Source organism: Alishewanella aestuarii B11 (assembly GCF_000280055.1).
Classification (GTDB): Bacteria; Pseudomonadota; Gammaproteobacteria; order Enterobacterales; family Alteromonadaceae; genus Alishewanella; species Alishewanella aestuarii.
Genome location: NZ_ALAB01000038.1, coordinates 36,190 through 54,942, shown reverse-complemented (window position 1 = coordinate 54,942; position 18,753 = coordinate 36,190). Strand labels below are relative to the sequence as shown.

14 protein-coding genes are annotated in these 18,753 nt (G+C 52.1%); 6 read left to right on the top strand and 8 right to left on the bottom strand.

The window, feature by feature from the left end; translation table 11 throughout:
- Positions 1-51 precede the first annotated feature (51 nt).
- Together AEST_RS14195 and AEST_RS14190 are read left to right on the top strand one after the other, a co-directional pair.
- Positions 52-417: a DUF6746 family protein gene (locus AEST_RS14195; RefSeq protein WP_008609862.1), complete on the top strand. Its 366-nt coding sequence runs from the start codon at positions 52-54 to the stop codon at positions 415-417.
- Between the two features lie 49 nt (positions 418-466).
- Entirely contained in the window at positions 467-1,174 is a 708-nt protein-coding gene (locus AEST_RS14190; protein ID WP_338009707.1) for an energy-coupling factor ABC transporter permease, read from the top strand.
- Between the two features lie 22 nt (positions 1,175-1,196).
- Here AEST_RS14190 and gdhA read toward each other — a convergent pair whose 3' ends face one another.
- The gene (gene gdhA, locus AEST_RS14185; RefSeq protein WP_008609860.1) at positions 1,197-2,549 is read right to left on the bottom strand and encodes an NADP-specific glutamate dehydrogenase; all 1,353 of its coding nucleotides are present in this window, start codon (positions 2,547-2,549) and stop codon (positions 1,197-1,199) included.
- A gap of 371 nt (positions 2,550-2,920) precedes the next feature.
- On the opposite strand from gdhA, the gene AEST_RS14175 reads away from it, so the two are divergent.
- The gene (locus tag AEST_RS14175; protein WP_008609859.1) at positions 2,921-3,202 is read left to right on the top strand and encodes a hypothetical protein; all 282 of its coding nucleotides are present in this window, start codon (positions 2,921-2,923) and stop codon (positions 3,200-3,202) included.
- A gap of 83 nt (positions 3,203-3,285) precedes the next feature.
- Here the strand turns inward: AEST_RS14175 and AEST_RS14170 are convergent, their stop codons facing one another.
- Positions 3,286-4,482 carry an amino acid aminotransferase gene (locus AEST_RS14170; protein ID WP_008609858.1) on the bottom strand — a complete coding sequence of 399 codons (1,197 nt, stop codon included), beginning with the start codon at positions 4,480-4,482 and terminating at the stop codon, positions 3,286-3,288.
- 39 nt (positions 4,483-4,521) lie between these two features.
- On the bottom strand, positions 4,522-5,223 hold the full coding sequence (locus AEST_RS14165) for a GAF domain-containing protein (protein ID WP_008609857.1): 702 nt from the start codon (positions 5,221-5,223) through the stop codon (positions 4,522-4,524).
- A gap of 142 nt (positions 5,224-5,365) precedes the next feature.
- Here AEST_RS14165 and AEST_RS14160 point away from each other — a divergent pair, with 142 nt between their 5' ends.
- Positions 5,366-5,770 (top strand): translation initiation factor, encoded by a 405-nt coding sequence (locus AEST_RS14160; protein WP_008609855.1) that lies wholly within the window; start codon positions 5,366-5,368, stop codon positions 5,768-5,770.
- A 56-nt stretch (positions 5,771-5,826) separates the two neighbouring features.
- Here AEST_RS14160 and AEST_RS14155 read toward each other — a convergent pair whose 3' ends face one another.
- The 4 genes from AEST_RS14155 to AEST_RS14140 form a co-directional block, all read right to left on the bottom strand.
- Positions 5,827-7,491, bottom strand: a complete 1,665-nt coding sequence (locus AEST_RS14155) for a M28 family metallopeptidase (RefSeq protein ID WP_008609854.1) — start codon at positions 7,489-7,491, stop codon at positions 5,827-5,829.
- A 78-nt stretch (positions 7,492-7,569) separates the two neighbouring features.
- Positions 7,570-8,883, bottom strand: coding sequence for an amidohydrolase family protein (locus tag AEST_RS14150; protein WP_008609852.1), 1,314 nt, complete (start codon positions 8,881-8,883; stop codon positions 7,570-7,572).
- The gene (locus AEST_RS14145; protein WP_008609849.1) at positions 8,883-12,002 is read right to left on the bottom strand and encodes an amidohydrolase family protein; all 3,120 of its coding nucleotides are present in this window, start codon (positions 12,000-12,002) and stop codon (positions 8,883-8,885) included. Before AEST_RS14145 ends, AEST_RS14150 begins: the two co-directional genes overlap by 1 nt.
- A 25-nt stretch (positions 12,003-12,027) precedes the next feature.
- Positions 12,028-14,913 carry a bifunctional diguanylate cyclase/phosphodiesterase gene (locus tag AEST_RS14140; RefSeq protein WP_238534614.1) on the bottom strand — a complete coding sequence of 962 codons (2,886 nt, stop codon included), beginning with the start codon at positions 14,911-14,913 and terminating at the stop codon, positions 12,028-12,030.
- Positions 14,914-15,117: 204 nt separating this feature from the next.
- Between AEST_RS14140 and AEST_RS14135 the strand changes: the two genes are divergently transcribed.
- Entirely contained in the window at positions 15,118-15,573 is a 456-nt protein-coding gene (locus tag AEST_RS14135; RefSeq protein WP_008609847.1) for a c-type cytochrome, read from the top strand.
- Positions 15,574-15,636: 63 nt separating this feature from the next.
- Here AEST_RS14135 and AEST_RS14130 read toward each other — a convergent pair whose 3' ends face one another.
- Positions 15,637-16,290: a cytochrome b/b6 domain-containing protein gene (locus AEST_RS14130; RefSeq protein WP_008609846.1), complete on the bottom strand. Its 654-nt coding sequence runs from the start codon at positions 16,288-16,290 to the stop codon at positions 15,637-15,639.
- A gap of 55 nt (positions 16,291-16,345) precedes the next feature.
- On the opposite strand from AEST_RS14130, the gene AEST_RS14125 reads away from it, so the two are divergent.
- A complete protein-coding gene (locus AEST_RS14125) occupies positions 16,346-18,694 on the top strand; it encodes a penicillin acylase family protein (RefSeq protein ID WP_008609845.1) in 2,349 nt (782 codons plus the stop codon).
- Positions 18,695-18,753: the final 59 nt, after the last annotated feature.

Below are 18,753 nucleotides of genomic sequence, written 5' to 3'. Positions count from 1 at the left end.
ATAGCAAAAAAGGCGTACAGTAACTGAGAATCATTATCAAATAGGAGTTTTATGATGAAAACACTTATTGCAATTACCCTGCTCACAGGCATTGCTCTGCCAACGATAGCGTCAGAGCGTCCGGCCCATTTTCAGGGCACCGAAATTACCTCAGCCGCGCAAGCAAAAAGTATTTTAAAACAGTACAACGCTAAGTTAGCGGCGTTGTTAAAAACCGAGTTAAACCCGACCAGTATGACCGAGATCCACCAGCTGACCTATACGCTGGAGAATGCATTGGCTAAGCTACCCGCTGCAACAGACGACATCAAAGCTGTGCTGGAAGAAGTGCATCTGGGTTCAGAAAGTATGGATTATCAGCGCGTAAAAACCAACGCAGCGGCCTATTTGCAGCAAAGTCAGGCGCTGCTTAACTAGCCCTCTGTAATATGGCCTGGCAGCTGCCAGGCTTTGATAAAACCAAAAACTGGCAAGCGCTTGGCACAGCCGTTACAATAACCGCACCCACGTTACTGATTGTACTGTAATGAGCAGCTGGCAACTTTTAAGCTGGATCCTGTTTGCATTTATCCTGCTGCGTTTTTATCCGCGGGAACTGTTACCACGGCTGCTGCAGATCTCAGGCTATCAACATCTGGTATTCGCTTCGGCTGTGGCGCTGACGCTGCTCTGGTCGGTGCGGGCCGGTATCGCACCGGGGTTGGAATTATTCTTTCTTGGTGTGACAACACTGGTACTGTGTCATGGCTGGCGTATCGCGATCTGGATTAGTTGTCTGCCGCTGCTGCTGTTAATGCTGTTTGGCGTTATCGACTGGCCAGATGGCGGCGCCTTTGCCTTAACCACCTTTGTACTACCCGGCTTGTTTAGTTACGCCGTATTTGTCTGGTCTTATCACTATTTAAGCCGGCACCTCTTTGTTTATATCTTTGTTGCCGGCTTTATCAGTGCTGCTCTAACGATCTGCGTGAAAATCTTGCTAACGTCTTTGTGGTTCTATACCCAGTTTGATTACGGCTGGCATACCATCTATCAAAACTATACTCAGCTGGCGTTACTGATTTGGTTTGGTGAAGCTCTGCTTAATGGCATGGCCATCACCCTGATGGTGGTGTACCGGCCACAGTGGCTCAGAACTTTTTACGATAATGAGTACCTGTCGCCGGATCGCTAGGGCGTTTAAACGCCCCAGGTCGCTAGACCACGCCCTGCTCGATCATCGCCTCAGCGACCCGCTTAAAGCCAGCGATATTGGCCCCTAATACTAAGTTACCCGGTTGACCAAATTCTGCCGCGGTATCACGGGCGCGCAGATAGATATTACGCATTATCACCTGCAGCTTGGTATCGACCTCCTCAAAGCTCCAACGTTGCATACTGGCATTTTGTGCCATCTCCAGTTGACTGGTGGCAACACCGCCGGCATTGGCTGCTTTGCCGGGGCCATAGGCAATACCGCTTGCTAAAAAGACTTCTACAGCCTCTTGCGTAGAAGGCATATTGGCACCTTCTGATACCGCCAGACAGCCATTCTCTACCAGGGCTCTGGCATCAGCGACGGTCAGCTCATTCTGGGTGGCACAAGGAAACGCCAGCTCGGCTTTAAAGCGCCACACCGCATGACCATCAGCCGGATAATCCGCTGTACTGATATATTCGGCGTCCGGATGAAACTTTAGATAAGCCGTTAAGCGTTGTGGCTGCGCTTCTTTAATCTGCTTTAAGGTATCCAGATTAATACCGCTGGCATGATAGACAGTGCCTGAGGAATCGGAACAGGTAACCGCTGTGGCACCCAGCTGTTGCAGTTTTTCGATGGTATAGATTGCGACATTGCCCGATCCTGAAACCAAACAACGTTTACCAGCGAGCTGCTGCTGTCGGTCTGCCAACATATATTGGGCAAAGTAGACGCAACCATAACCGGTTGCTTCCTTGCGCGCCAGTGAGCCGCCCCACAATAAGCTCTTGCCGGTAAAGACACCATCAAAGCTGTTGGCCAGCTTTTTATATTGGCCAAACATATAACCAATCTCGCGGGCACCGACACCGATATCGCCGGCTGGCACGTCAGTGGTGGGCCCGATATGCCGGTACAGCTCATTCATAAAAGACTGGCAAAAACGCATAATTTCGCCGTCAGATTTGCCTTTCGGATCGAAGTTAGCGCCACCTTTGGCACCACCAATCGGTAAGCCGGTTAGCGCGTTTTTAAAAATCTGCTCAAAACCCAGAAATTTGATAATGCTGGCATTAACAGAAGGATGAAAGCGAATTCCCCCCTTGTATGGACCTAACGCCGAATTAAACTCAACACGATAGCCTTTGTTAACCTGAATATTGCCCTGATCATCAACCCAGGGCACCCGAAACATAATTTGCCGCTCTGGCTCGACCATCCGTTCAATAATAGCTTGTTGCCGGTATTTAGGATTGTGTTCCAGGATGGGTGTCAACGACTCCAGTACTTCTTCAACGGCCTGATAAAACTCTGCCTGGGCCGGGCTGCTCTGTTGTAAACGGCGAATGGTATCGTGAATATAGGTCATGATTTGGCTTCTTGCTGCAATGTCTGGCGCAATAATGATTTCTAGCCGTATAGATGTCAAGAGAGAAAGACCCCCAAATAGAATATTAAAACAAATTACGCGCATAACTATATGGAATAGTAAGTTTATTGCGCATAAAAAAACGATCATCATCGGATTTCCGCTTGCCATCCCAGATTGAAAACAAAAAGCCTAATTTTTAGTCAAAAACGCTACTAATTAGTATTAAGTAATTTTCACAAATTAATAAAAACTGGCATATAAAAATAATTATATATAAAACATGATGTTAAGTTAGTTACAAAGTTGGCATAACGCTTGTAATAGTAAGGGGGTAGTAACCCACTAACCCTTAACGAAGCGAGTAGCATATGAAAACCTTAACTAAACTGATGCTGACCACTGTTGTAGCTTTAACCTTAGCCGCCCCGGCCAGTGCCAATAGCCTGAGCGAACTCAGTAGTGAATTACTGAGCAAACAGCTGAGCGAATTACGTGAATCGGTAAAAGTACAAGCGAAACAAGCGCTGGAAAGCAGCGTGCGGCAAGTTGCAGAGCAAATTGGTTTGGCATCCGCTGTTACATCAGAACAGACTGACGTAGCAACGACCAGTACAGTCGCTAAGCCAGAGGCTCAGGCTAAGGCAGAATAATGCAGAATAACGGACGGGCGATAATGCAGTACGCCTTCAGGCCCCAGTGGTATTGCGCAACCGGGGCCTGTTAGCCAGCAAGGTTAGCCTTTTAACACCGTCGCCACGGCTTTGGCGAAATAATCGATATTAGTATGATTTAACCCGGCAATACTGACCCGGCTTGACCCCACCATATAAATGCTAAATTCATCTCTTAGGCGATCAATCTGCGCTTTGTTAATACCGAGGAAACTAAACATACCGTGTTGACGGGCAATAAAGCTAAAATCCTGCGTAATGCCTTCGGCGGCAAACTTATCGATAATTAACTGCCGGTAGTTATTGATCCGATCGCGCATTTCCGCCAGTTCCTGATGCCAGAGTGCCGTTAATTCCGCACTGTCCAGAATATGGCTAACGATAATGGCACCATGTGCCGGTGGCATAGAATAGATCGAACGGACCACGCTCAGCAGATTCACTTTAGCCAGCTCCATCACCTGACTGTCAGCAGAAACGATACTCACGGCGCCGATACGCTCACGGTACAGGCCAAAGTTCTTCGAGCAGGAGCTGCACAGCAGCAATTCAGATACCCGTTCCGCCAGATAACGCAGGCCCTTTGCATCTTCATCCAGGCCGCTACCAAAGCCCTGATAGGCCATATCAACCAGCGGCGTAAAGCCCCGCTCCAATGCCAGCTCGGTAAAACGCTGCCATTGCTCAAAGTTCAGATCCATACCACTTGGATTATGGCAGCAGGCATGTACCAGTACCACATCGCCGGCGGGTACTTGCGCCAGTTCAGCGAACATCTGCTCAGTCTTCAGGCCCTTGGTATCATAATCGTAATAGGCGTACTCTTTAACTTTTAAACCCGCCGCCTGAAACAATGAAATATGGTTAGCCCAGGTCGGGGTGGTAACCCAGATGGTGGCATCTGGATTAGCGCGCTTAATAAACTCGGCCGCCACCCGCAACGCACCTGTGCCGCCAGGCGTATGCGCTGTGGTTACCCGGTTTGCCAGCAACACCGGATGGCTATTACCAAACGCCAGCTTTTCAATATGGGCGTTAAAACCCAGATCACCGGCCATGCCGATATAGGTCTTGCTGTCTTCCTGTTTCAGGCGCAGTGCTTCTGCTTCCTTAACGCACTTCAGCACCGCCGTATGGCCCTGCTCGTCTTTATATACCCCAACACCTAGGTCAACTTTCAGTGGATTCGGGTCTTCACGGTAAGCCGCCATCAGACCCAGAATAGGATCAGTGGCAACGGGTTTTAACTGAGCAAACATAATGTTCTACCTGGATTATTGTGCTAATAAAAGGCCATCTTATACGGCCGGTAAATAGTCCGGAATGGTCAGACACACCGCCACCAGTAACGCCAGCGCGCGCTGATCAAATACCTCTGCTTGAAAATCTTCGGCATCGACAATGCCCAGTATTCTGCCCGATTGCGCATAGAGTGGCAAACAGGCTTCGGCCTGGACTTTCGGATCACACGTATAGTATTCGCCACCCTGTTGTAAATAACTGGCGACACTGTTAATCACCCGCGCTTTGCCGCTTAAGCCAACACTGCTGTTGTTACTGATGGTGGCAAACTCAGGGGTGAGAGGGAACTCGGCGCGCGAGGGCGCACCAAAGTAGCTGAGTTTGACCAATACCGCTTCGCCAGCTGGATTGGGTCGCGCCTGGTAGATACCAAACCAGGCCACGCCGGCCTGCTGTTGATAAAAAGCGGTAATTTGGCTGAGCCTGGCCAGTGCCTCTTGATTCGCCGCCGTTTGACCGCCCAAAATAGCGGTTAAATCATAAGGCTCGGCTGCCAACACGCCAAATAATGAACAGGCCCCACCCTCGCCAAGCTCGGGCACCTGGTACTGCCAATTTACCGTTGGCGCCGAGACTTGCTCAAGGTACTGCCGCAAGGCCTGCTGTTGCTGTGCTACCGCGGCAGCAAAAGCTGGCGTTGTCAGCTCGGTTAAGCCACTTAACTGCAGATACTGGGTCAGAGAGACAGAATTACTCAAAATATAGCCGTCCAGATTTCTAAAATAATGCGCATCATTCTACCAGAAGCCACTAAAAAACCAAGCTGACCACAGAAAAACTTGCCTCTGTTCATCGCGCTCAGTAAGCTCTGCGCTATTCGAACTGACAAGCCATTTTCCGATGAGTAAAAAGATCTCGCTTGCCGACTGGCAAGCTCAACTTGGCGCCAGCACAGGCGCGGAGCCTGCAGCGCCAGCCCATGCCGATAGCGATCTGGTTTATTCTACTGCCAGTGGTCGTATTAACAGCAAGGCAGCGCCAGAAAACCTGGGTACCGCCTACGCCGATGGTGCGCTGCGGGTAAGACGTGAGACCAAAGGCCGTGGCGGCAAAACTGTGCTCACCATCAGTGGTATAACCGGCAGTGCAGAGCAACTGAATGCCCTTTGCTCAGAGCTAAAAAAGAAATGCGCCTGTGGTGGTGCGGTAAAAGATGGCATGATAGAGATCCAGGGCGATAAACGCGGCCAGGTTACGGCTGTACTGCAGCAAAAAGGTTATCAGGTAAAACAAGCCGGTGGCTAGCTGACCTGCAAGTTAACAGTAAAACGGCAGCCAAGGCTGCCGTTTGTGTTTAGGGCTTATTGCTCGGAATTATCCGGCCGGCCGAAAACGCCGGTGAAGAAACTCTGTTTCCGCCACAGCGGCCGCTGAGCGGTATTCGCAACATCCAGCGCAATATTAAAATTAATATTGGTAAAGACCGCGCCGGCATCATAGCGGATCGGGCCGTAGTCCCGTTCCAGACTCGGAATATCATCTGAGGGCTTATGATAATGCTTGGCAAAGAAACTGCCCCAGATCTTACCGCCATCCAGAGTCGGATCCTGCGAGGTAAAACCCGTCATTAAAAAGACCGCCGGCACACCTTGCTGCACTAAACGAAAATGGTCAGAGCGGGTAAAAATCGCCTGCTCTGGCATCGGATCGGCACTCAGCTTAATGCCCTCTTTTTCTGCCGCGCTGGCGACAACATCACCCAGCGTAGAATGATTGGCACCAAAAGCAATCAGATCAGCAAAGGGATATAGCAGTACCGGCATATCCAGATTGACGTTCGCTACCAGCTTTTCAATCGCCAGCGGCGGATTCCTGGCGAAGTAATCAGCGCCCAGTAAGCCCTTCTCTTCACCAGTCAGCGCAGCAAATAAAATTGAACGCTTCGGCGCCTCAGGCAGGGCGGCAAATAAGCGCGCGGTTTCCAGTAAAATCGCGGTACCGGCGGCATTATCCATAGCACCGTTATTCACTTTATCACTGGTACGTAAATCGTTAGCCAAACCAATATGGTCTGAGTGCGCGCTTAACACCACGACCTCGTGTTTTAACGTCGGATCTGAACCCGGCAGCAGCGCCAACACATTAGGACTGCTAATGCTTTGATGGCTGCTTTCGCTTTGCAGATTAACAATACCGTTCAGGGCAAAACCTTGCGGAATGGCATCCTGTTCCAGTTGTTGAAAAATCTCATCCAGTACTTTGCCACTTGCTGCAAACAGCGCCTTCGCCGCATCAGGATGTAAGTAAGCACTCCCTTTTAACTGCGCAAAGCCGCGCCCCGGTTCGCCGGCTTCATTAAGCCAGGTCATACTGGGCGTATTTAAATACAGCAAACTATTGGCATAAGGCCGGGTTTGTTCCTGCTGCGGGGTATGTACGGTTAAAATACCGACGGCACCGCGCTCAGCGGCAAATTCCGTTTTCATACTGCCAAGGTAAGCGCGCTCTTCACTGGGTAGACTGGCCGGCAGGCCTGCCAGCATCACCACCACCTTACCTGCAACATCCAACCCGGCATAATCATTTAACGCAAAGGCATCAGACACCAGGCCATAGCCAACAAACACCATCGGCGCACTCAGTGCTACTGAGGTTTGCTGTAAACTGGGCCCCGTAAAGAATTGCTGCGGATAGCTGAGCTCCTCTGTCTTATCAGCAAACTGAAAACTCAGCTTGGCACTACCAGGCAGCAATAATGCCTTACGCAGTGGCACCTGCTGGTAATATCCGCCATCTGCTGCGGCACCCTTCAGCCCCAAAGCCCGGAACTGCTCGGCAATATAGAGCGAGGCAATCTCATGGCCACGGCTACCGGTATCCCGCCCTTCCAGCAAATCATCGGCCAGAAAACGTAAATGGCTTTCAATTTTAAGCGGGTCCGCTTTGGGCTCAGAAAGCGGTGCAGGCTTACCGCACGCCAGCAGAGTAAGAGCGGCAGCCAGCACCAGCATTATAGGTTTTTTCATTGGGTTGTTCTCTTCTACATCAACAATTTAAAAACAAAAAAGGTGCCAGAGCGGCACCTCAGAACTTCAGCGCCGGTCTCAGGGCTGCACGCTTTGGCTTGGCTGCTGATAACGCTGTTGATAGCGCCGGTGCAGTTGCTTGTGCCGGTTATCTAAATCCACACTACGGCCGTCGATCCACATCTGTTCAACCTGATGGCCGCGATAATCAAAGATATCACCGCTGGATACCACCAGACTGGCGCTTTTACCAACTTCAATCGATCCTAAACGATCGGCAACGCCGGCAATGGCAGCGGCATCCAGCGTCAGGGCACGTAGCGCCTCGGCCTGATCCAGACCATAGCGGGTAACATGACCGGCAGCGAATACCAGATTCCGGGTATCCCAGAAACCATCCAGCGACAACGCGAATTGCACCCCGGCCCGTTTTAACACGCCCGGCGCACTAAAGGCCTGATCGTAGGCTTCATCGCCACGGGTTGGTAAACCATAAGGTGCGGTATAGATCACGGCGACCTTATTCGCCGCCAGCTCATCGGCAATGCGCCAGCTATCGCGCCCACCAACAATCACCAGCTTGACACCATACTGCTGCGCTAACAGCATCGCCTGGCGCATTTGCCGCGGGTCATCAGCATGCACAAACAGCGGTAACTTGCCTTCGAAGAAGCTTAACATCGCATGCCAACGCGAATCCCGGCCACGATTCAGGCCCGCTTGCTCAGCCAGGTAATAGGCATGGGCAGCGCTAAAGTAATCCTGCAGCTTTGCCAATTGCTCTGCCTGACGTTTTTGCTGCTGTTCGACACTGTCACGCACCCACCAGCCGGTTTGAATCCCCATCCGCGGCCAATTGACATGCAAGCCAACACTGGACTGCACCAGCGCGTCCTGCCAGTTCCAACCATCCAGTTGCATCAGGGCTGAGCGCCCGGTGATCAGCGAGCCGGACGGGTAAATCAGGCTGTGGCTAAAACCATTGCTCCGGATCGTTGGGATCACGACCGAATCGGCATTAAAGGCCACTTCCGTGCGTAGATCCGGATTGGTCGCGCTGATTTCCCGATCGTCACGGGTAGCCCGTACCGCTTCCACCTCAATCAAGCCCAGTTGATTAATCAGCGCAATCAGTCCCGGATACAGGTTCTTGCCGCTAAGATCCTGCACTCTGGCATTGGCAGGTGCCGTCAGGTTAGTACCGACGGCAGCAATTTTGCCATCCTGAATCAGCACATCCTGCACCGCAGGTGCAGCAACCACAGAGTGCACTGTGGCGTTTTTTAGTAACAAGGGTTCAGTCTGTGCCGTGCCCGGGACCGGATTCACCGCACCAGCACTGCCGGCTGCCAGCACACAGGCGACAGCCAGTAAGGATTTAATCAGTTTCATCAGTGTTGTCCTCCGTGGGCATGACCATGGCTATGTAAATGGTCGCCAAAACCAAAACGCAGTTTCAGCCAGTCGTCGTTATCCTCACAATGCCAGATCGGATCGTCCTGTTTGTAACTGTTGGTACTGCCCTGGCGCGCCGATTCACCGGCGGTTAGCACTTTTTGGATCAGCTGCTGGCGCTCGTTTTCCAGTTGCTCACGCTGTGCCAGGTCGCTATTGCGGTCAAAGTAGCGGGCGCCTTCAATCCAGGTTTGCTGTACCACACTGTACACCGACAACGGATGCTGATCCCACAGCACGAAGTCGGCTTGCATACCCTCAGCGATAGACCCCACTCTGTCGTCAATCTTTAGCTGTTTGGCCGGATTAATGGTGACCATCTTCAGCGCTTCATGCTCATCCATATTGCAATACATGGTCGACTTGGCCGCTTCCTGATTCAGCCGGCGCAGCAGGCCCGGATCATCAGAGTTAACACTCACTAACAAACCCTGCTCATGCATCAGACAGGTATTGGTTGGGATGGCATCATTCACTTCCATCTTAAAGCCCCACCAGTCGGCGAAGGTTGACACGCTGGCACCGTGTGCCTGCATCTCACTGGCCACCTTATAGCCTTCCAGAATATGGGTATAGGTATTGACCTTAAAGCCCATCTCATCGGCAACTTGCATCAGCATCAGAATTTCTGAGGCAACATAAGAGTGGGTATGGATATGGCGTTTTCCTTCCAGAATTTCGACCAGCGTTTCCAGTTGATAATCACGCCGCGGCGGCACGGTACGGCCTTGCTCGCGACGCGACAGCTTGTTGTAAACCTGCCAGGCGGCCTGATACTCTTTGGCGGCCTGGAACTGGTCGCGGATAAAGGTTTCAACGCCGATACGGCTTTGCGGATAACGGGTATTAAATTCCGTGCCCCAGTTTGACTGTTTCACGTTTTCACCCAGTGCGAACTTGATGCTCGGTGGCGCGTTACGGAACTTCATGCCCTCGGCATCCGCGCCCCAGCGTAAGCTGATAATCTGCGCCCGGCCACCAATAGGGTTAGCACTACCGTGCAATACCTGTACCGTAGTTACACCGCCTGCCAGGGCACGGTAGATATTAATATCATCCGGATTAATCACATCGCCCAAATGTACTTCAGCAGTATTGGCATGAGAGCCTTCATTCACGCCCTGCTCAGTTGCAATGTGCGAGTGCTCATCGATAATACCCGGTGTCAGGTGCAGGCCGCTGGCATCAATTACCCGGTAGCCACGTGGCGTTGCCAGATTCTGGCCAATTTTCTCAAACTTACCGTTACTGACCAGCAAGTCAGTATTTTGCATTACACCAGCACTGGTCGCGGTCCAGATAGTGGCATTTTTTATATGCAGTTTTTCCGTAACCGGCAAGGCGCTCAGGCCAAAGGCACGGTTTGGATAGGTCAGTCTGGAGAGTTGTGTTGCCGGCTCTGCAGCCGCTTTAGGGGCCTTGGGCTCTACCGCACTGCGTTGCAGAGTCAGCAGTTGCTGCTTACCGGCGGCATCCAGCCAGTAGCCGCTTAACTGCTCGCCAGTCAGCACACCATTAAACTGCAGCACTATCGCCTGCTCAGTTAAGGCTCTTAACGGCAAACTAAATTGCAGCCGCTGATCTTGCACCCGCAGATGCTCCAGTTTGGCTTTTTTCTCACCCAGTACTGCTTCACCTGCAAGCTTGGGTGCAGTACCGCTAATCGTGATATCGATGCTTTGACCGTCGAGATTAAACTGGTACTTACCGGCAAAAACCGGCGGCTGCACCGGCGTAAAGCGATTTTCCTGGCCGCGCAACCAGGTTGCAACAATTTCGCCTTCGGCGAACAGGTCACCACGGCTGATCACCAGATCAGCCTGATAGCCCGGCGCCACCTTACCCAGTTGTTGTCCCAGCCCCAGCAGCTCTGCCGGTACAGTAGTCAGTGCGGCCAGCGCCTGCTGCTGACTAAGGCCATGCTGCACTGCTTTACGCAGATTGGGGATAAAGTCGGCTTTCTTTGTTAAACCATGACTGGTAAAGGCGAAGCGCACACCCGCTTGAGCCAGTACTGCCGGGTTCGCCGGTGCCCGCTCCCAATGCCGTAAATCCGCCAGATTGACGTCCAGTCGCTGCTCAGCAATCGTGACATCCGGCGCAGCCGGGAAATTGAGCGGTAATAGTATCGGCTTGCCGGTCGCTTTAATCTGCTCCAGCCGGCTGTATTCATAACCCGAGCCCAACAATAAGGCATTGCTGATATCAAATTCGGCTAATAAGCGGCTGGCCCGCAGCAAAGAGCGCTCATCGCTGGTATCGAACAATACGCCCTGCTGCTTTATCGTCGCCAGACCCGCCAGAGCGGCATTAAACTCCAGCGGCTGACCATTGACAGTAGTCACTTCGCGCGAGGTCGCCGCCTGATACCAATTGGCATCGGATAAGGTCTGACGGATCAGCGCAATAGCGCCCATCAACGACGAGGGATAGGTTTGTTTCGAACTGCCCTTACTGAAGGCCATAAAATGCTGCGCATCGGCCTTTAGTACCAGATTATTGGGTAAATCATCAGCCAGAGAAGCAACAAAAGCCGTACCGCGGAAAATGCCATCCTGCCGCGCACTTTGTACCACGGTAATACCCTGTTTCAGAAAGTCAGCAGCGGCCTTACTATCCGGCTTAAACTGGGTTACCCAGCGCTGCTGCGCATGGATCGCATCATTGGCGGCATTACCACCACGGCGCTCGTTTTCATACACCGGGCGGCGGCCAAAACTAAAACCTTCCCCCTCACCTGCCTTTGGCACCCCATACTGAGTATAGGGATCAATAAAGCCAGCATAGACCGTATAACCGCTGAGATCCCGCTGCTGATAGCCCGCCGGCACCCGGCCATTACTGCTGACGGCCTCAATTTTACCATCCCGGATCAGGATGGTGGCAGCGGTTAGGGTTTTACCGGGTTCGGTTTGCACAGTGGCATTGGTCAGCGCGACCAGATTTGGTGTTTTATCGCGGATCCCAAGCTGCGGTGTTGTCTGAGCCGCGATACCGGCAGCACTGTAGCCACCGAATAGCGCCAGGCTCAGCAAAGACAGGCGAGCTGATGTCATAACATTTTCCTGAGTGAAGCGGGGTTTACCCCTGCGTTTTTATATTAAAAGTCAGCTGACTTAACTCCTGCTCGGCCAGCGGCATACTAAAATAGTAGCCCTGTACCAGATAGCAGGCATTCTGCTTTAAAAACTCGGCCTGAGCTTCTGACTCCACCCCTTCCGCCACCACCCGCAGCTGCATCTTCTGCGCCATAGCGATGATAGCAGCCACGATATCCATATCATTTTGATCTTCTGGAATATCTTTGACAAAGGAGCGGTCAATTTTCAACTCATCAACCGGAAAGCGTTTTAAATAATTAAGCGAGGAATAGCCTGTACCAAAGTCATCAATAGATAAAGAGACACCGAGACGCTTTAACTGATTTAGCTGTTTAATAGCCGCATCGGTGTCACCCATTAACATACTTTCGGTAATTTCAAATACCAGATAAGCCGGATCGACGCCGGTGCGCCGGATAACCTGCTCGATAATCACCGCCAGTTGCTCATCATTAAACTGGCGGGCCGACAGATTGATTGACACACTGACGGCATAACCGCGGCTATGTTGCCGAGCCAGAAAACGACAGGCTTCCAGGATAATCCATTCGCCGATCTGCACAATTAAACCGGTACTTTCCGCAACCTGAATAAAACGTGCCGGCGGCACCAGGGTATTATCCGGCCGCAACCAGCGGATTAGCGCCTCGTAGCCGACCAGCGTCTCCTCAGCCAAGTCAATTTTCGGCTGATAATAAAGAATAAACTGCTGCTCGCGGATTGCTTCCCGCAGCTGATTCTCAATTAACAACCTTTGGTTGGCGGCATCATTAAGCGCCTGCGAGAAAAAGCGGTAAGTGTTTTTACCGCGGGCCTTGGCTTCGTACATGGCAAGGTCGGCGTGTTTTAGTAACAGCTCCTCGTCAATACCATCGTCAGGTGCAATGGTAATACCAATCGACGAGCTGATCGCCACTTCCTGACGGCCAAGACGTACCGGGGAAGCAAAAGCCTGCTGTAACTCTGCCGCAATCTGCCCAACATGGCCTTTATCTTTAATATCACTCAGAATCACGGCAAATTCGTCGCCGCCTAAACGGGCGATTAAATCGTCGTCACGCAAACGACCGGTCAAGCGGCGGGCAACTTCAATCAACAGCTCATCACCGGCATCGTGGCCCAGCGTATCGTTGATCAGCTTAAACTCATCTAAATCAAAATAAAGCAAAGCAAAACTATAATAACCGCGTTGTGACATGCTGATCGCTTTGCGTAGCTGATCCCGGAAATAGCTACGGTTCGCCAGTCCCGTCAGGGCGTCATAATACGCCAACTGCTCCATTTGCTTCTGACTTTGTTTAATAAAGGAAATATCCTGCATCGTCGCCACATAATGGCTAAGCATACCCTTATCATCCCGGATCGGTGCAATGGCAAGTGTCACCCAGCGCGGTACCTCATCCTGTCCCTGACTGGGTTGTAAAATCACATCGCCATGCCAGTGCTGGCGGTGCTCCAGGGTATGACTGATGTCAGACTGCAACTGTTGTAGATCGGTGGCAAATAACTTTAATAGCGAACTACCGTTGAGTTGGCTGCCGTCCTGCGCCAACATTTCCAGTAGAAAAGGATTCAGGTATTCAATTTCCAGATGACGGTTGGTAATCGCAATGCCCGAACTGGAAAACGACACCGCTTTGCTGAGTTTTCGCGCCTGTAATTCCGCCTGCTCTTTTTCCGCGATCCGGCTATTTAGACCTTCGACCAAATCACTGATTTCGCGTGACATACTAACGAATGCCCGATTCAGCATCCCCAGCTCGTCTGTCTTGTTATCCAAAAATAAGCCAGGTAGTAAGCCCTGCCCCAGCCGGTCAACTGCAAATGCCAGCCGTTTTAACCGTTTCAGTAATAACTGATGAATAAACCAATACAGCAGTAAGGTAAGTAACAGCGCTATTGCGACACAAAGCAATAAGGCTTGCCGCTGCAGTTGTTGCTGTTCCGCCAGCAACTGTCGCCGGTCCTGATACAACAAGAGATACCAATTAAGCGTAGGTAAAGCACTGACCGTCAGCAAGTAGTCCGGTGCCAGCGGAGCCAACGGCTGTGAGAGCCCCGTTTTGGCCAGTGACCTGGCCACCTGCTCTAACTGCGGCTCCGCTGGTCCGCCGGCCCGATAAATGCTGAACATCGGCAGCGACTGCTCCTGGCGCGCCACCAACAGTGATTGTCCGTTAGCGTCCAACAGCTGACTCCGGTTCAGCGGGCTCCAGAAGCCCAGGTTAGCGCGATTTTGCGTCAATTCCTGCAAGTTCACACTAAAGCCCATCACGCCAAGGAAGCGATCCTGCTGATAAACCGGTAGTAACAGACTGACAAACCATTTCTGCCACACTGCATCGTAATAGATTGGGCTCCAGCGCAGTGCCCGCTCCGGATTGGCCACCGGGGCGACCAATTGAAACAACGGATTTTCGGTCGCAGATACCGTGGATTCAACGTGCATCACCCAATCGGCCGGCGCTATTCGTAAATAACCACTGGCAGACATAAAAAATACACTGGCAAATTCTTGCTGTAGCAGCGGCATCATTTGCTGCCAGGCTCGCGCTGTATTATTCAACTCTGGCGAATTAGCTGCTGTCGCACTTCCTGCTGGCAGATAGACGCCTGACCATTCATCGCGAAGACGTTGGCTACCATCATTAGCGTTCAACCGTTCGGTTACAGAGGGAACAGGCAGTTCTGATCGCATCAGGTGCCGCAATAGCACCTGCTGCGCTCTGGACGCTTTTAACTGTAGTTCCTGCAGCTGACGCTCAAACTGCTGCTGATAATTTTCAGCGGTACGATTGATCCCCTGCTGCTGTTGCTGCAGTATGATATTCTGTTGATATGTGGTAAATGCTAAAGTAATAGTCAATCCGGTTAACAGCACCGCCAGAAAAACAATGGCCGATACCTTTAAACCGATTGAGTTTATCCCTGTCGCCTTATTCTGAGTAAGATCCTTCACCTATAGGGCTCGCTACTGTTATAGTGACTTGGAGTGCCAATGACAGGTACAGTTACACCTGTTTAATACTTTACCGTGTTTTACGTTAATCTAACAGAAGAGACTACACAAATGAAAAAAGCCCTGCTTGCTACTCTGTTATCTGCATCCCTGGCCTTGCCGGTAGTTGCCAACACCGCCTTTACTAACGGCAAAGACGCTGTGAGTTACCGCCAGGCCAGTTTCCAGTTAATCCGCCATAATATGGGCGATATTCAGGATATGATCCGTGGTAATGTTGCCTTTGATGCAGAACGGGTGCAACGTCGTGCTGAAGCCCTGGCATTACTGAGTCAGTTACCCTGGGAAAGCTTTACGGTACCCGGTGCTCAGGAAGCTGGCGGCAAGGTTAAACCTGCCATCTGGAACAATTTGCCGGAAGTTCAGGAGCGCGGCGAAAAACTGGCAGCTGACGCTGCAGCACTGTTAGCTGCGGCGAAAACCGCTGAACAGGCAGAAATTCGCAAAGCCTTTGGTGACTTTGCCCGTAACTGCAAAGCTTGTCACGACAAATATAAAGCGGATTAACCGCAGTTTACGTCTGACCAAGAGGGGCAGTACTCGGCACTGCCCCATGTCGATTAATCATTATTAGATAAAACGCAGTAATACTGCGCCCTGCCAGTAATAAAATAGCGCCAGCAAGGCTGCAACCAGCACAAAGTAACTCCAGCTGGCACGCAGTTTCGGTGCATCATTGCGATTCGCTGTTTTACTATAGCCACTTAACATCGCCCAAATCACGTTATCGTAGCGAATACTGTGCCAGAGTGCGGCCAGAATATGCACCGCTACGCACAGTAGGATCAGATCAATATTCAGCTTATGAATTTTCGATGCCAGTGACACCCATTCCTCTGATAAATAGCGTACCAGCGGGCCATCACTGATATAGCTGTTATCAAAAGTCGCCAAACCGGTCAGTAATTGCAGACTCAGCAGCAGTATCAATGCCAGGATCATATAGCCTCCCGCCGGATTATGCCCCAGTACCGGTACCGGCCGCCGTAAATAGCGCACAGCCGCCAGTGGCGACGCAACAAAGTGACTAAAACGGGCACTGGCACTGCCATAAAATCCCCAGCAAATACGGGCGATCAGCAAGGCCGCCAGCGTGTAGGCCAGTAGCTGATGCTGCGCCATCAGGCCTTCATTACCGGTATACCAGAGCCCAGCCAACAGCACGACTTGTGACCAATGAAATACCCGCACCGCTAAATCCCAGACTTGTACCTTGATCAACATTGAGCTTTCCTTTTGTTGTGCTAACCTTTTGATTTTATACCAGCGGATTAGAAAGATGAAAATATTAAGCTGGCTGTTTGCGCTACTATTACTGCTGATTTTAGTCTGTTCCGGCAGCCTGTATCTGTTTTTACGAGGCAGTTTACCGGACTATAATGGCCGCTATCAGGCGGCAGTGGCGGATCCCGTTACCCTGGCACGCGATGCCCTGGGCTACCTGGTGATCCGCGCAACGGAGCGTACTGATGCCGCCTACGCGCTGGGCTTTGCCCATGCACAGGAGCGTTTTTTTCAAATGGATGTCAGCCGCCGTTTCGCGGCCGGTGAGCTCTCTGCGTTATTTGGCTTACGCGCTCTGGCTCAGGACCAACAGCAAAGACCCCACCTTTTTCGTCGCCGTGCTGAGCAACTGCTGACCACATTACCGGCAGACGAATTGCAATTGCTGGCCGCTTATAGCCGTGGCGTAAATGAAGGCCTTGCCAGCTTAGCCCGCCCGCCTTTTGAATACAGCTTACTTAAAGCTGAGCCTGAAGCCTGGCTGGAAGCCGATACCTTACTGGTGATCTATAGCATGTACCTGGATTTACAGGGCAAGGCGGGACGTGACGAATATGCGATGACCAAGCTCAGTGCTGCCCTGCCCGCAGACTGGTATCAGTTTCTGCAGCAACACAGTGCCGACTGGCAAGCAGCCATTGATCACAGCCGGGTTAACGCCGTCCCTGTACCCGATAGCCCTTATCCGGCGATCTTAAGACAACAGCTAAGCTGCAGCCATTGTGCTATTAAAGATGCCACTGACCTTGGCAGCAATAATTTTGCCGTAGCAGGCAGCGCCACCCCGCACGGTGCGGCTATTCTGGCCGATGATATGCACCTGTCACAGCGGGTACCCGGGATCTGGTACAAGGTACAGCTGAACTGGCAGCAACAGGGACAGAGCCGGCAAGTCACGGGTTTAAGCTTACCCGGTACCCCGGCTATCGTCGTTGGCTCTAACGGTCATATTGCCTGGGGTTTTACTAATACCACCGCAGACTGGCATGATCTGGTCAAAGTGACCTTGTCAGAGGACCAGCAGCAATATCTAAGCCCCCAGGGCTGGCAAGATGTAAAGCACTATCAGGAGCAGATCCACATTAAAGATGCCCCGACGGAGCAGCTAACGGTGCTTTACACCGAGTGGGGCCCGCTGCTCCCCTTTCCTGACGAGCAACCTTATGCGCTGCGCTGGATTGCGCATCAACCCTATGCGGTAAACTTTAATCTTCGGCAACTGGAAGTCACCACTGGTGCAGCCGAGGCCTTAGCACTGGCACCAACTATCGGCATTCCAGCACAGAATCTGTTAGTCGCAGATGCCGCCGGCAATATCGGCTGGACAGTGTTTGGCCCGATCCCGGAACGTCAGGTCGCCGACTGGGACACCGCTCAGGTCTGGCATCAGGGCAGTAATTTTTGGGGAGAGATACTGCCAGCCGACGCTTATCCCAGCATCCTCAACCCGGACTCCGGTCATCTCTGGTCTGCCAATGCCAGAACCATAGGGGGAGATGCTTATCGGCTGATTGGCAATGGCGGCTATGATTTAGGTGCCCGTGGCCATCAGATCGCGAGCAGCCTGCAACAGTTAAATGACGCCGACGAAAATGCCCTGCACCGTATTCAACTCGATCATCGCGCTGTGCTGTTAAGCCGCTGGCAACAGCTGCTGTTAGCCGAGCTCAGTCCTACTGTGGCGGAAGAAACGGGATTAAGCGATTTTCGTCAGTATATTGCCGAATCCTCAGATTACGCCGCACCGGATGCCATAGGTTATACCCTGCTGCGGCAATTCCGGCTTAGCATGCTGGAGCTGACCTTTGCCCCCATCGCTGCATTACTGGAGCAAGCCGGCGCCCGCAGCAGCGATCTAAAATATTCGATGGAAACCCCGTTTTGGCTGCTGTGGCAACAGCAGCGCCCGGATACCTTACCGGCGGCATATAGCAGCTGGCAGGAGCTGCTGTTAAGCGCCGCTCGGGATAGCCAACAGAAGATCCTGGCGCAGTATGGCAGTTTGCAGCAGGCCAACTGGGGCAAACGCAACAGTGCGCGGATCGAGCATCCGCTGGCTTCAGCTATACCACTGCTCGGCCGCTGGCTGAATATGCCGGCCACGCCGCTAGCCGGTGACAGCCATATGCCGCGGGTACAGCATGCGGCCTTTGGCCAATCGCAACGGATGGTGGTGGCTCCCGGCCAGGAGCAAAGCGGCATTCTGGTGATTCCGGCAGGACAATCCGGGCATCCGCTGTCACCCTTTTACCGGGCAGACCATCGTTACTGGCAGGCAGCAATAGCCCTGCCCTTTTTACCGGGGCCGGAAAAATATCAGCAGCAGCTGCTGCCAGCCCCTTGACTTTGGCCATCCAGACGGATTATGGTGCTGGTATGAAAACAGTTTCAGTTGTGCTCGGT

Coding starts and splice junctions, on each gene's coding strand:
- AEST_RS14195 (WP_008609862.1), top strand. CDS start 52: ATGATGAAAACACTTATTGCAATTACCCTGCTCACAGGCATTGCTCTG.
- gdhA (WP_008609860.1), bottom strand. CDS start 2,549: ATGACCTATATTCACGATACCATTCGCCGTTTACAACAGAGCAGCCCG.
- AEST_RS14175 (WP_008609859.1), top strand. CDS start 2,921: ATGAAAACCTTAACTAAACTGATGCTGACCACTGTTGTAGCTTTAACC.
- AEST_RS14170 (WP_008609858.1), bottom strand. CDS start 4,482: ATGTTTGCTCAGTTAAAACCCGTTGCCACTGATCCTATTCTGGGTCTG.
- AEST_RS14160 (WP_008609855.1), top strand. CDS start 5,366: ATGAGTAAAAAGATCTCGCTTGCCGACTGGCAAGCTCAACTTGGCGCC.
- AEST_RS14155 (WP_008609854.1), bottom strand. CDS start 7,491: ATGAAAAAACCTATAATGCTGGTGCTGGCTGCCGCTCTTACTCTGCTG.
- AEST_RS14150 (WP_008609852.1), bottom strand. CDS start 8,883: ATGAAACTGATTAAATCCTTACTGGCTGTCGCCTGTGTGCTGGCAGCC.
- AEST_RS14145 (WP_008609849.1), bottom strand. CDS start 12,002: ATGACATCAGCTCGCCTGTCTTTGCTGAGCCTGGCGCTATTCGGTGGC.
- AEST_RS14135 (WP_008609847.1), top strand. CDS start 15,118: ATGAAAAAAGCCCTGCTTGCTACTCTGTTATCTGCATCCCTGGCCTTG.
- AEST_RS14130 (WP_008609846.1), bottom strand. CDS start 16,290: ATGTTGATCAAGGTACAAGTCTGGGATTTAGCGGTGCGGGTATTTCAT.
- AEST_RS14125 (WP_008609845.1), top strand. CDS start 16,346: ATGAAAATATTAAGCTGGCTGTTTGCGCTACTATTACTGCTGATTTTA.